This window comes from Streptomyces sp. NPDC008163 (assembly GCF_042956885.1).
Classification (GTDB): domain Bacteria; phylum Actinomycetota; class Actinomycetes; order Streptomycetales; family Streptomycetaceae; genus Streptomyces; species Streptomyces drozdowiczii_A.
On sequence record NZ_JBIBHG010000009.1, the window covers coordinates 118,987 to 132,207 of the forward strand.

Here is a 13,221-nt window from a genome sequence, read left to right on the forward strand (position 1 = left end):
GACCCCCGCGATGACGGCGGTCGCCGGCACCCAGCCGAGGGCGATCAGGACCCGAGAGCAGTGCCGCGATCACGACGGCGCGAACCGTCCGCGCGGGCCCCCACTCGCCGCCTGCGGTCACCTGATCGGCATCGGGCGCACCCGTACGCAGGTCCACGCGTCGCCCCTCGGGGAACGCGGTCCCACAGTTCACGCTCCGGTGGAGTCAACTCGTCCTATGAAAGCACTCGTTCAGACTGGCGATCTTCCTCCGGGCGCCCTGGTCATGGCGGTTGGGGTTCGGGCAGGCACAAGAAGCCGGCGAGGGTCCGCACCGCCGCGTCCGCCACCGTCCGGGCACAGCCGTTCGTCATGGGAGCGCGCGGTGTATCCAGTGCGTCATACCGTGACCGTGGAGGAACCCACTGACACTGCCCCGCATGGCCGGCTGTTGCCGTCGCATGCCGGCGGTCGCCCCACCGGTGTGCAGAAGGCGCCCGATGGCGGACAATTCTGGTGAGGGGTGGATGTGTCCGCCGAGCAGAGGGGCCACCATGTCCGGTCCGCCGGGACCCGGAGCGCCGACGCGGGTCTTCCTCGTGGACGACCACGAAGTCGTACGCCGGGGGCTGCGCGATCTGATCGATGACGAGCCCGACATGGAAGTGGCGGGCGAGGCCGCGACGGCGGAGCAGGGTCTCGCCAGGGGGCTCGCGCTGCGGCCCGACGTGGCCGTCCTCGATGTGCGCCTGCCCGATGGCGACGGGATCGGGGTGTGCCGGGACCTGCGCTCCGGGCTGCCGGGCCTGGCCTGTCTGATGCTCACCTCGTTCGACGACGAGGACGCGCTGCTCGACGCCATCATGGCGGGAGCCGCGGGTTATGTGCTGAAGCAGATCAACGGGTCCGGTCTGGTGTCGGCGATACGCACAGTTGCGACGGGGCAGTCGATGCTCGATCCGGCCACCACGGCCCGGCTGATGCGTTCGCTGCGGGGGCCCGAGGAGCGGAGGTCCGCCGAGGGCGAGCGCCTCGCGGGGCTCTCCGAGCGGGAGCACTCCGTACTGGAGCTGATCGGCGAGGGGCTCACCAACCGGCAGATCGCGCAGCGGTTGTACCTCTCCGAGAAGACGGTCAAGAACCACATCTCCCGGCTTCTGGGGAAGCTGGGCGTGGAGCGGCGCGTCCAGGCCGCGGTCATCGCCGCCCACGTGCACGAGCACGACGCCGACTCCGGATAGCCGTCAGGTCTCCGGTTCTGCCAGGGGGACCCACCAGGTCAGCACCGTCCCCCGCTCCGGTGGCCGCCGGGTGTGTGCGTCGAGGCCGCCCCCCAGCCGTTCCGCGCGCTCGCTCAGATTGCGGAGACCGCTGCGCCTGCCGCCTTTCGCCAGGCCCACGCCGTCGTCGCTGACCGTGACGGTCAGTGCGCCGCCTCCCGCGACGACCGCCACCTCCGCGGCCCGGGCCTTCGCGTGCCGGGCCACATTGGTCAGCGCTTCGGTCACCACCGCGATCGCCTCGTCCCCCACGCCGCCCGGCACCTCGGTGTCGAGCAGCCCCTCCATGCGCAGCGCGGGTGCGAAACCGAGCGTCGGTGCGGCGGCGTCGACCGCGCCGACGACGCGGCTCCTGAGCTTGGGTGCCGTTCCGGGCTCCGCGTGCTCACGGAGACCGAAGATGGTCGAGCGGATGATCTTGATGGTGGTGTCGAGATCGTCGATGGCGCGCGTCACCCGGTCCCTGGCCACCGGATGCTCGACGAAGCGCCGCGCGCTCTGCAGCGTCATGCCGGTCGCGAAGAGACGCTGGATCGCGAGGTCGTGCAGGTCGCGGGCGATACGGTCGCGGTCCTCCAGGAGGCTCACCTGTTCGGCGTCACGGCGCCGTTCGGCCAGCTCCAGGGCCAGGGCGGCGGATGCGGTGAAGGCGGGCAGCGCGGCGGTCTCGGTACCGGTGAACTCGGGCCGCCCCCTGCGTCGCAGCAGGACGAGCACCCCGCTCAGCCGGTCCTTCGTACCCAACGTCGCGGCGATCGCGGGGCCGAAGCCCTTCCAGCGCTCGGGCTGGACCGTGATCCGCCCGTCCCGTTCGATGTCCGTGAGGAGGAGGAGCCCGCCCTCGGCGAGGGCAGCGGCCGCCAGGGTCCCCTCGATGGTGGGCAGCACCACCTCCTGGTGCCGGTCGGCCCCCTCACCGCCGGCCATCGACCCGCGCAGCGAGCCGTCGGGCCCGACCAGGTAGTACACGCCCGTGTCGGCGTCGGCGATCTCCACGGCCCGGTCGAGCATGCCGTCGAGGACGTCCCGCTCCCGCGATCCGGAGAGCAGCGCGCTGGTGAATTCGGCACCGGCGGCGAGCCAGAGCTGGCGCAGGCGCCCCTGCTCGTACAGCCGGGCGTTCTCGATCGCGATGCCGGCGGCGACGGCCAGCGTCGACACCACGGCCTCGTCCTCTTCGTCGAAACCCCTCCGGCCGCGCTTCTCCGTCAGGTAGAGGTTGCCGAACACCTCGTCCCGGATCCGGATCGGTACGCCGAGGAAGGAGTGCATCGGGGGGTGGTGGGGCGGAAAGCCGTACGAGGCGGGGTGGTCGGCCAGCTCGTCCAGGCGCAGCGGCTCGGGGTGCCGGATGAGCTCGCCCAGGATGCCGTGGCCCGAGGGCAGTGCGCCGATCCGCTCGTGCAGCTCGTCGCCGATGCCGGTGGTGAGGAACCGGGAGAGCCGCTGGTCGTCGCCGATGACGCCGAGGGCGCCGTACTCCGCGTCGACCAGGGTCACGGCGGACTCCACGATCGTGCGCAGCACCTGGGAGAGGTCGAGGTCCCGGCCGACGGACATGACGGCCTTCAGCAGCTCGCCGAGCTTTTCCCGGGTGCTCCGGACCTCGTCCAGCCGGGCCTGGAGTTCACCCAGGAGTTCGTCGAGCCCCAGGCGCGGAGACCGTGCTCCGCCGTCTCGGGTCTCCTCCGGACCCATCGGCACCTCCGGCTGCGTCGGAGCCGGCGGGTGCCGGTCTCGGCCGCCCCGTTTCACCGTAGCCCCGATGCCGCACGCCTTCCTGTCGGACCGGGGCGGGGGTCACCGGGCCGGGACGGTGACGACCGGGCAACGGGAGCGGTGCAGGAGGCCGTGGACCACGGAGCCGACGCGCATGCCCGTGTAGCCGCCCCGGCCGCGGCGGCCGACGACCACGGCGAGGGCGTGCTCGCCCGCCTCCGCCAGGATCTCGACGGGTGAGCCGACGCGGACCTCGTGCGTCAGCCGGGTGCCGGGGTACTTCTCCGACCAGCCGGCCGTGATCTCCGAGAGCTGTCGGCGCTCGGCCTCGAACATGGTGTCGCTGGAACGGAGGGAGAAGACGGGGGGCTGCCAGACCGCGACGGCCCGGAGCTCGGCCTGCCGGAGGTCCGCCTCCTCGAAGGCGAACGCGAGGGCCGCGAGTGAGGACTCGCTGCCGTCGACACCGACGACGAGACACGGCGGCTGCCGCATGGCGTCCTCGGCCTCGCCCACCACCACGACCGGGCAGCGGGCCTGTGCGGTGACGGGGACGACGAGCGCGCCGGCGCTGAGGTATTCCTCGGTGCGGCTGAGGTGCCGGGAGCCGAGCACGACCATGGCCGCGTCCTGCGAGATGCGCGCCATGACCTGTGCCGGGAAGCCGTCGACCACCGACGTGGTGATCCCGGTGCCCGGCCGCCGCTCCCCGGCCCAGTCCGCCGCAGCGCTCACGGCGTCCTTGCCCTCCAGGGCCCGGGCCATGTGCCGGGGGGTGTCGTCCACGTGTTGGGTGTCGTGCTGCGGGGGCACGGCCACGACCAGCCGCAGGGTCCGGTGGCGCCGGTGGGCCTCGTCGGCCGCCCAGGCCACGGTGAGGCGCCAGTCCCTCGACGGGTCGATGCCGACGGCGATCTCGCGGTGTTCCGTCGTGCTGCTCATGATCCGCTCCTGTCCCGGGGACGGGGCCCGTCACGGCCGCCCTGCTTGGGTCTCCCTCCACCGTGGCACGCGCGATGCGCCGCCCGAAGGGCCTCCCAGGGCCGGGACCGGGGACCAAACGTCCCTATGGCCCCCGGCGGACGAGCCCGACCGGCCCGCGGCGTGGACCGTACGGCCCTCGCCGCGGGCCCGGCGTTCGGAGACCGTGGTGATACGGGCATCCGCGCCCTCCTCCACGCACAGGCCGGCCCCGGCACCGCGGCCGGCGGACAGGACAAACCGTGACCGCCAACGCTCTCAACCGGACCCTCGTGGCGTCGCTGGTCGAGGACGCGACCCTCGCTCCGTCCATGCACAACGCACAACCGTGGCGGTTCGTCCACCGGGCGGCCACGGACACCGTCGAGCTCCACGGCGACCGGGCACGGGAGATGCCTCGCGCCGATCCGGACCGCCGTGCCCTCCACCTGGGCTGCGGCGCGGCCCTGTTCGGTCTGCGGGTGGCTGCCGCACACCGGGATCTGGATGCGGAGGTGGAACTGCTGCCCGCGCCGGACGACCCCTGGCACCTCGCTGACGTACACCTGTCCGCCCCCGCCGGTGGGACGGAGCTCGCCGCGCTCCATCCGGCGCTGCGGGAGCGGCACACCAGCCGCTTCCCGTTCACACAGGAGCCCGTGCCGGCCGAGATCATGGCGGGGCTGAGGGCCGCCGCGGCCCGTGAGGGCTGCCGCCTGGACGTCCCCGGCGACTGGTTCACCGACGCCCTGATGGAGCTCGTACGCGACGCCGAGCGGCTGGAGGCCGCCGACCCGCTGGTACGCGCGGAGGTCGCCGCGTGGACGCATACGGAGGGCGAGGACCCGGGGGCGCAGGGGATACCCGCGTACGCCTTCGGCCCCCGGCAGCTCGACGTGACGTCACCGGTGCGGGATTTCGAGCCTCCGCACCGGGGTCCTTCGCGCGCCTCCGCCCGCTTCGAGAGGCGTCCCGGCTTCGCCCTGCTCGGTACGCGGGAGGATGCGCCCCGTGACTGGCTGGATGCGGGGCAGGCCCTGCACCGGGTGCTGTTGCAGGCCACGTCGGACGGCCTGTCCACGTCGCTCATGTCCCAGCCGCTGGAGTGGCCCGAGCTGCGTGCGCTGTCGCGGGACCCGCGTTCGGCGTCGGGCTTCGTCCAGATGCTGCTGCGGCTGGGGTACGGTCCGCGCGGGCGGGCGACCCCGCGGCGGCCGGTCTCCGACGTCCTGTCCTTCGTCTGAGCAGTCGCCCGTACGCCGTTCACAGCCGGAACCAGCGCTCCTCCCCCGGTGCGACGCAGACCTTCCGTCCGTCGGGCAGCAGGACGGGGACGGGGCCCCGGGGGGACTCGGGTACGCGGACGGCGAGCCGTCCGGGCAGGACGCGGACCCGGACGCCCCGGTGGCCCTGGAAGCAGATCGTGAAGGAGAACCGGGGGATCTGCGCCAGGGGAACGGGCTGGACGCGCAGTCCTTCGGGGCCGGCCTCCAGGCCGGTGATGCCGCGCTCGACCAGGTCGACCGTCCCCGCCATGGCCCCGAGGTGGATGCCCTCGCCGGTGGTGCCGCCCTGGAGGTCGGCCACGTCCCCGAGCAGGGCCTCCTCGCAGTAGCGCCAGGCGTCCGCCCCCTTGTCCCGCGTGCTCAGCCAGCCGTGGACGAGGCTGCTGAGCGTCGAACCGTGGCTGGTGCGGCGCAGGTGGTACGCCTCCGTCGCGCGCCAGGTGTCGTCGTCCAGCGGGTGGCCGAGCCGGACGAACAGCTCGTGGAGTTCCCGGGGCCGGAAGAGGTAGCCGAGCATGAGGGTGTCGGCCTGTTTGGTGGCCTGGTAGCGGTTGACGCTGTCACCCTCGGCTTCCAGGATGCGGTCGAGCCGGCGGATGTCGCCGTAGCGGGCCCGGTAGCCGTCCCAGTCCAGCTCCTCCAGGTCCCCGTAGCCCTCGAACTGGCTGATCACGCCGTGGTGGAACGGAATGTACAGATGACGCGAGACGTCCTCCCACCGCGTCAGTTCCTCGCCGTCGAGGGACAGTTGGTCCGCCAGTTCGGCGCGCCGCGCGGCGGGCAGTTCGGCCAGGAGGTCGAGGCCGCGGGCGAGGACCCAGGCCGCAGTGGCGTTCGTGTACGCGTTGTCGTCGATGCCCGGCCGGGCCGCTCCGGGGTAGGCGTCGTGGTATTCGTCGGGGCCGACCACGCCCCGGATGCGGTATCCGCGCAGGTCCGGGTCGTACCGGGCGGCGCCCGCCCAGTAGCGGGCCACCTCCAGGAGGATCTCGGCCCCCGCCGAGTGGAGGAAGGCGCGGTCGCCGGTGGTCTGCGCGTACCGCCACACGTCGTGGGCGACGGCCGAGCCGACGTGCCGCTGGAGCCGTGAGTGGTCGGGCAGCCATCGCCCGGAGCGCGGATTGAGGTGGAGCTCCTGGGTCTCCTCCCGCCCGGACCCGGCGCTCTGCCACGGGTAGACGGCGCCCCGGGCCCCGAGGTCGCGGGCCGTCGCGCGCGCGGCGGGGAGCCGGCGGTGGCGGTACATGAGCAGCGCCTTCGCCACCTCGGGGAAGTGCAGGTTCAGGTAGGGCAGGACGAACAGCTCGTCCCAGAAGACGTGGCCCCGGTACGCCTCGCCGTGCAGCCCCCTGGCGGGGACACCGGCGTCGAGGTCGGCGGTGTGCGGGGACAGCGTCTGGAGTACGTGGAAGACGTGCAGGCGCAGGATGCGGCCGGCCTCGCCCGGTACGTGGAGCTCGCCCTGTTCCCAGAGGCGCCGCCAGGCCGCCTTGTGCGTGGCCAGGAGGCGGGGGAAGGCGGCGGCGCCGGCGGCCGCTGCGCATGCCTCCGCGCGCGGGTCGCCGGCCGGGCGGTCTGCCGAGGTGCGCAGCGCCAGGGTCTTCACGAGCCTCACCGCGTGACGCGGGGCGACGGGCAGGCGGTAGGTCTGCACGGGGGCGGTCGGTGTGGCCGTCCGCGCGGCGGGCGCCGGGGGTGTGGTGACCGTGCGGACGGCCAGGGCGAGACGGGTGCCGGGCTCGTGGGTGCGGCAGGTCAGCCAGGCGGTGCCGCCGGGTTCGAAACCGCTTCGGTGGCCGGTGAGATGGCGGCCCTCCAGATTCCGGTACCGGTCCACCCCGGCGTTGGTGACCGCCCCGTCGAGGACGGACTCCACCTCGATGGTGCCGCGCCATCCGTAGGCCCGGAAGGTGCTGCGCTGGGCGGCCAGGTACGGGTCTCCCATGTGCACGATCCGGGTATGGACGACGCGCAGCGAGCGTCCCTCGGCGTCCCGGAAGAACAGCTGCCGGGTCAGTGTGCCGGTGCGCAGGTCCAGCCGCACGTGATGGTGGCGCAGGTCCGGGGATTCGGGTGTCAGCCAGGCGCCGGGCGGCCCGTCGTCCGGGAGGCAGCGGTAGCGCACCACCGTCCAGTTGGGCAGGTTGACCATGTCCTCGTTCGTTACCGTGCGGCCCGCGACGGCCGAGCCGCGCCGGTCGTAGCAGCCGGCGAGGTAGGTGCCCGGGTAGTGGACGGGTCCGGCGGGGCATTCGGGTGCGGAGCCCCGGGTGGCGAACCGCCCGTTGCCGAGTGCGCACAACGACTCGACCAGCCGCTCGCGTTCGGGTTCGTAGCGGTCGTAGCCCCATGTCCACCCGGTGCTCACCGTTGCTCGCTCCAGACGTTCCGCATCATGGCCGGGAGGCCGGGGACGACCGGGCCGGCGCCCTCCCGGCGCAGGGGGTCCGGGAGGAGCGCGGTGTCCGGACGCCGTTCACGCGACGGCCGGAGGGGCGGGGACCTGCACGGCGGTGTGCTGCGGGGCGCCGAGCGCGACCTTGATCGCTCCGGTGTCGGCCGCCCGGCCGAACACGTCGTACGCCTCCTCCATCTGCCCGAGTTCGAAGCGGTGGGTGACCAGCTGAGACGTCGGCAGCCGCCCGGCCGCCAGCATGCGCAGCAGCATGGGGGTGGACGCGGTGTCCACGAGGCCCGTGGTGAGGGTGACGTCCTTGATCCACAGGTCTTCGAGATGGAGTGTCGCGGGCTTGCCGTGCACCCCGATGTTGGCGACGTGGCCGCCCGGCCGGACCATGCGGGTGCAGCTCTCGAACGCCTCGGGCACGCCCACCGCCTCCATGACGACATCGGCGCCCTGCCCGTCCGTCAGGTCGGCGACGAGTTGTTCCGGGTCCTCGTCGGCGCCCACGGTGGCGTCGGCACCGAGCGCCCGCGCGGCGTCCAGCCGCGAGGCGGCGAAGTCGACGGCGACGATCCTGCCCGGGCTGTACAGGCGTGCCGTGGTGATCGCGGCGAGGCCGATCGGTCCGGCCCCCACCACGACGACGGTGTCGGCGGGCTGTACGCGGCCGTTGAGGACGCCCACCTCGTAGGACGTGGGGAAGATGTCGGCGAGCAGGACGGCGTCCGCGCTGTCCACGGCGCTGGGGAGCGGGTGGACCGACAGGTCGGCGAACGGGACCCGGACGTACTCGGCCTGCGTCCCGTCGATCGTGTGCCCGAGGATCCAGCCTCCTCCGCCGCGGCACTGACCGTAGCGGCCCTCCCGGCAGTGGCGACAGCGCCCGCAGGCGGTGATGCACGAGATCAGGACCCGGTCGCCGGGCCGTACCGTACGGACGTCCCGGCCCGCCTCGACCACGGTGCCGACCGCTTCGTGGCCGAGGACCCGGCCCGGCGTCACCTCCGGTACGTCGCCCTTGAGTATGTGCAGGTCCGTTCCGCAGATGGTGACGAGATCGACGCGCACCACCACGTCGCTCTGGTCCACGATGTCCGGATCGGGTACCTCCTGCCAGGCGATGCCGCCCGGTCCCTGAAAGACAGCGGCCCTCATGCTGTCCACCTTCCTCCTGCATGGCGTACGGGTTGCCTCTCTTCCAGGTTCGGCCGTCGTCCCCGGCGGCGCATGGGCCGGTCGGCCCCGGTCCGGGGCCGCCCGGGCCCGCCGTCATGCCGGTCTCTGCTCGTTGCGCGTACCGCCGCGCCGGACGGGCACGGTCTGTCCGGCCTTCGGCTCCCCGCCGGGCACCGGGACGCGGACGGTCAGGAGGCCGTCCGTGTACGTGGCGTCGATGCGGTCCGCCGGGACGGCATCGGGAAGGCGGACGGTGCGGCGGAACGACCCGTAGCGGAACTCCGAGTGCTCCTTGTCCTGGTCCGTCTCGTCGTGCTCCGCGCTGACGGTGATGAGGTTGTCCTCGACGCCGACGTGGATGTCCTCGGGGTCCATCCCGGGCAGTTCGGCGCGCAGCACGTACATGCCGTCCCGCTGGGTGACCTCGACCGGGATGGAGTGGGGTGCGGTGCCCGGACGCCAGCCGGGCAGTCCCGGGAATCCCCTGCCGAACCAGTCGTCGAAGTCCGGAGCGAACCGGTGTCCGCTGTGTCCTGTCCTGTGTTCCGCCATGGCACTGCCCCTCGTTCCGGCCGGGGGCTCCCGGCATACGGATCGGGCACGGGCCGGATGGTTCCGTGCCCCGTTCCTCCAGCGTTCCACCGGCCCCCGGCCGGGACAGCGACCGTGCGGGGTCCGGCGGGGGGCCGGACGGCTCATTCACGAGGGGCTGAGCAGCCCCGGTGCCGGCTCGGCCGGGGGCCGGTCGGCCGGCAGCGGCGCCGGTACGGTGATGACCGGGCACTCCGCGTGGCGCAGGAGGCCGTGGATCACCGGGTCGGACCGGTCAGCGGTACCGGGGACGTCCGGTGGGCGTCCGACGACCAGCGCGAGGGCGGACTGCGAGACGAGTACGAGCTGTTCGACCGGCCGCCCGTTCAGGACTTCCGCAACGAGGTCGGGCCCGGGGTGACGCTCCGTCCAGGTCGGTTCGCAGTCGCGGAGCATCCGCCGGGCTGCGTCGTCGTCACCGCGAGCCGACGCGGAGGGCGGCAGCACTCGTACGGCCCTGAGGCGGGCCCGGCGCAGCTCCGCCTCCCGCACACCGAAGGCGACGGCGGCCCGGCCCTCGGGGGTGTCGTCCGCCGCGACGGCGACGGTGCGGGGGTGGACCTGTGTGTGCTCCGGGGCCCGTACGACGACGACGGGGCAGTCCGCGCGCGCCGCCAGTGACGGCACCACGGAGCCCTCGGTGAGGACATCGGCGGGCCGGTGCGCGCGGCGCGCGCCGAGCACGAGGAGGGCCGCGTCCGCCGCCCGTTCGCGCAGCACGGTAACCGGCGGCCCGTCGATCAGTTCGGTCACCGGTGACAGGTCGGGGTGGAGTTCCCGTACAAAGTCCTCGGCGTTGGCGAGGGCCGACGCGGCGCGGGCGCGCCGGGCGCTGTGCCCGGGGAGGTCGTCGCCCATCAGATGCGGGCCGCCCTGCACCGCTGCCACCAGGCGGATCCGGACGCCCCTCCGGGCCGCTTCGTCGGCGGCCCAGAACAGGGCGGGCACGGACGGCCTGCGGGGATCGACTCCCACTACGACGGTTGTGGCCGCTTCCCGGAGTCGGCCCGTACGAGCGGATATCGCGCTGCTCATGGCTTCTCCTCGACGGTGCGCCCCGGGGCCGCCTGTCGGTTCTGGGGAACGGCAGGTTCCACGTTCGCAGCGTCGGGCACCGGCGGGGATGGGCCGTTCGGGCCCGATCGAGACCTGCTCGGCCCTGCTGGCGGGGTGGAGGGGGAGGCAGGCTGAGGTTGTGTGGCCCCGCACGAGGAGGTGCGTCATGACAGCACAGGTCATCGCCGGACTCGATGGTTCCGATGAGAGCCTCGCCGCCGTGGAGTGGGCGGCCGAGGAGGCCAGGGTGCGGCAGGTGCCGCTCGCCCTGGTGCACATCGAGGAACTGCCCGCCAACCCGGAGGTCCCGCTGGCGCAGCTCAGCGAGGCGGCCGAGCGTGCCGAGGGACTGCTCCGGGCGACAGCGGAGCGCCTGCGCGCCGAGCATGCCGGTATGGAGGTCTCCGTCGCGCAGAGCAAGGGGCGGGCGGCCGAGGAGCTGACGGCCGCCGCGAACGCGTCGGACCTCACGGTCCTCGGATCGCGGGGGCTCGGCAGGATGTCCGGCTTCCTCGCGGGTTCGGTCTCGCTCGCCGTCGTCGGTGCCGCTCTGAACCCGGTCGTGCTGGTGCGGGCGCAGGACGACCGGATCGCGCCGCCGGGCGGCATGCTCGTGGGCGTCGACGTCGACCGCGCGCCCGATGCGCTGTTCGCCTTCGCCTTCGCGGAGGCCGCTCGCCGGAAGCTGGACCTGCGGTTCCTGCACAGCTGGACCCTGCCGGCCTCGTACGGCTACGCGGCGCTCATGGACCCGGCGCTCGGCGTGGACCAGAGCGAGCACCTGGCCCGTACGCTGCTGGACCTGATGGAGCCGTGGCGTCGGCGGTACCCGGAGGTGGAGGCCACCGCCAAGGCGGTCGTGGGGTCGCCCGCGCTCCAGATGGTGGAGGCGTCCCGCGACGCCGGACTGGTCGTCGTGGGCCGCCGCTCCCGCCGGCTGCCGCTGGGACCGCACCTCGGGCACGTCGCCCAGGCCGTCATCCACCACAGCCCGGCTCCGGTCGTGGTCGTGCCCGTGCCCTGAACGACGCGGCGGCACGGCCGAGCCCCCGTACGCCTGTCGCGTCCGGGGGCTCCGGGGAGCCGGGGTCAGCCTCCGCCCCCGCCGGGTGCGAACTCGGTGGAACCGGGTGCGCCGGGGACCCGGATGCGCCGCCCGGTGAGCCGGTCCGGGGAGAGCGTCACCACCGTCGTGCGCCCGTCCCCGGCCCAGGGCTTCGCGTCCATGGCCCCTCGCAGGTGTTCGGACTCCGGCCCGGCCGGCAGCGTACGGGTCCTGCCGACGGCCAGGACGCTCCAGCCCTGGCTGAACGCCTCGTCCAGCCGGTCCAGCTCGAAGGCGACCTCGATGCCGGCCGATGCCGCCTGTGCGAGGTTCGCGTCGGGGGCGGTCAGGAACACGATCTTCCGGTCGGTGATCCGGTAGTTCACGGGAAAGACCACCGGGCCCTCCGCTCCCGCCATCGCGATACGGCCGACGCCGTGGCCATCGAGCAGCGTCCAGCACTCGTCCTCTTCGAGCTCCTCCATCCGCGGGTGGTGACCTGCTGCGGCACCGCCCTGCGGCAGGTCCGCGTTGAACCCGGCGAGGTCCTGCACGGTCGTCTCCAGCGCGTCCGCGAGCCGGACGAGGAAGACGGGTCCGGGGGCGGGCACGTGCTCCTCCACATAGGCGAGGTAGCTGGGCGTGGAGCCGGCCCGGTCCGCCACCTCTTCCAGGGAGAGGCCGAGCTCGGCGCGCCTGGCGGCCGCGCGGCGCCCCAGGTCTCCCGCGCCGTGCACGTCACGGGTTGTGGTCATCACGAGTCTCCTTCCGCTTGCGCGGGGCTTGCCGGGCCCCGGTTCGGGACGACGGCGACCGGGCAGGACGCATGGTGCAGCGAGCGGTGGGCCACCCGGCCCAGCTCAAGGCCCACGAGCCCTTCCCGGCGGCGCGCTCCGACGACCAGCAGGTCGACTGCCGCCGACCGTTCCCTCAGCACCCGGTGGGGCACGCCCTCGACCGTGCTCGGGCGCAGCCGGACCCCGGGGTACGCGCGGGCCAGGGGCTCAAGTGCCCGGTCGAGCTCTTCGGCCGCCTGTGCCTCGAAGTGGCCCGCCCCGCCGCCCGCCATGAGCGGGTGCGCGGCGGGTTCATGGGCCGGGTGGCGCCAGACGCGGACCACGTCGAGTTCCGCTTCCCGTGCCGCCGCCTCGCGGAACGCGAAGGTGAGGGCGGCCGAGTCCTCGTCGTGCTCCCCGACCCCGAGCAGCACACGGCCGTGCCGTGACTCCAGGGCGTGCCGGTCTCCCCGGACCACGACGACCGGGCCCCGGGACCGTGCGGCCACGACGAGGGCGACGGACCCGAGGAGGAGGTCGGCGAACCAGCTGCGCCCCCGGGAGCCGACGACGACGGCCGCGGCCTCCGTTCCTTCCCGCAGCAGGGCGCCGGCCGCGTCCTCGGCCAGCACCTCCGCGCTGATCTCCAGGTCCGGCGCACGTCGCCGGACCCGCTCGGCCGCGACGGCGACGATGTTCTCCGCGAAGACCTGACCGGAGGGACGGTCGACGGTCCAGGCCGGCACCACTCCCTCGTACCGCTCCCACAGGGACGCGTGTACGACTCGTAGCGGGAGGCCGTGCCGGACGGCCTCGTCGGCAGCCCAGTCCAGCGCTTCGAGGCTGGGGTCGGAACCGTCGACACCCACCACCACAGGCAACCGCATCGGGCCCGCCTCCTTCCACCACCGCAGGGGTCCTCCTGCCACGGTCACACCGGCGCCGGGGG

Annotated in this window: 10 protein-coding genes and 2 pseudogenes; 3 read left to right on the top strand and 9 right to left on the bottom strand. The window is 73.7% G+C overall.

Translation table 11 applies throughout. The features are described 5' to 3' along the window. Positions 1-28: 28 nt before the first annotated feature. Positions 29-209, bottom strand: a pseudogene (locus ACFZAT_RS20960) (oxidoreductase); the annotation flags it as partial. Positions 210-533: 324 nt separating this feature from the next. Here ACFZAT_RS20960 and ACFZAT_RS20965 point away from each other — a divergent pair. Continuing rightward, entirely contained in the window at positions 534-1,220 is a 687-nt protein-coding gene (locus ACFZAT_RS20965; RefSeq protein ID WP_391265725.1) for a response regulator, read from the top strand. A gap of 3 nt (positions 1,221-1,223) precedes the next feature. Here ACFZAT_RS20965 and ACFZAT_RS20970 read toward each other — a convergent pair whose 3' ends face one another. Together ACFZAT_RS20970 and ACFZAT_RS20975 are read right to left on the bottom strand one after the other, a co-directional pair. Continuing rightward, entirely contained in the window at positions 1,224-2,957 is a 1,734-nt protein-coding gene (locus ACFZAT_RS20970; RefSeq protein WP_391265726.1) for a GAF domain-containing protein, read from the bottom strand. A 102-nt stretch (positions 2,958-3,059) separates the two neighbouring features. Continuing rightward, positions 3,060-3,920, bottom strand: coding sequence for a universal stress protein (locus ACFZAT_RS20975; protein ID WP_391265727.1), 861 nt, complete (start codon positions 3,918-3,920; stop codon positions 3,060-3,062). A gap of 269 nt (positions 3,921-4,189) precedes the next feature. On the opposite strand from ACFZAT_RS20975, the pseudogene ACFZAT_RS20980 reads away from it, so the two are divergent. Further along, positions 4,190-5,182 (top strand): annotated as a pseudogene (locus tag ACFZAT_RS20980) (Acg family FMN-binding oxidoreductase); the annotation flags it as partial. A 19-nt stretch (positions 5,183-5,201) separates the two neighbouring features. On the opposite strand, the gene ACFZAT_RS20985 reads toward ACFZAT_RS20980, so the two are convergent. From ACFZAT_RS20985 to ACFZAT_RS21000, 4 genes are all read right to left on the bottom strand, one after another. Further along, positions 5,202-7,592: a glycosyl hydrolase family 65 protein gene (locus ACFZAT_RS20985; protein WP_391265728.1), complete on the bottom strand. Its 2,391-nt coding sequence runs from the start codon at positions 7,590-7,592 to the stop codon at positions 5,202-5,204. A 108-nt stretch (positions 7,593-7,700) separates the two neighbouring features. Further along, positions 7,701-8,783 carry an alcohol dehydrogenase catalytic domain-containing protein gene (locus ACFZAT_RS20990; protein ID WP_391265729.1) on the bottom strand — a complete coding sequence of 361 codons (1,083 nt, stop codon included), beginning with the start codon at positions 8,781-8,783 and terminating at the stop codon, positions 7,701-7,703. A gap of 114 nt (positions 8,784-8,897) precedes the next feature. Then, on the bottom strand, positions 8,898-9,356 hold the full coding sequence (locus ACFZAT_RS20995) for an Hsp20 family protein (RefSeq protein ID WP_391265730.1): 459 nt from the start codon (positions 9,354-9,356) through the stop codon (positions 8,898-8,900). 147 nt (positions 9,357-9,503) lie between these two features. Further along, positions 9,504-10,430, bottom strand: coding sequence for a universal stress protein (locus ACFZAT_RS21000; protein ID WP_391265731.1), 927 nt, complete (start codon positions 10,428-10,430; stop codon positions 9,504-9,506). 187 nt (positions 10,431-10,617) lie between these two features. Here ACFZAT_RS21000 and ACFZAT_RS21005 point away from each other — a divergent pair, with 187 nt between their 5' ends. Further along, entirely contained in the window at positions 10,618-11,475 is an 858-nt protein-coding gene (locus ACFZAT_RS21005; protein WP_391265732.1) for a universal stress protein, read from the top strand. A gap of 65 nt (positions 11,476-11,540) precedes the next feature. On the opposite strand, the gene ACFZAT_RS21010 is transcribed toward ACFZAT_RS21005, so the two are convergent. Together ACFZAT_RS21010 and ACFZAT_RS21015 are read right to left on the bottom strand one after the other, a co-directional pair. Beyond that, the gene (locus ACFZAT_RS21010; RefSeq protein WP_391265733.1) at positions 11,541-12,251 is read right to left on the bottom strand and encodes a pyridoxamine 5'-phosphate oxidase family protein; all 711 of its coding nucleotides are present in this window, start codon (positions 12,249-12,251) and stop codon (positions 11,541-11,543) included. After that, on the bottom strand, positions 12,251-13,159 hold the full coding sequence (locus ACFZAT_RS21015) for a universal stress protein (RefSeq protein ID WP_391265734.1): 909 nt from the start codon (positions 13,157-13,159) through the stop codon (positions 12,251-12,253). The genes ACFZAT_RS21010 and ACFZAT_RS21015 overlap by 1 nt, the downstream gene beginning before the upstream one ends. Between the last annotated feature and the right edge of the window lie 62 nt (positions 13,160-13,221).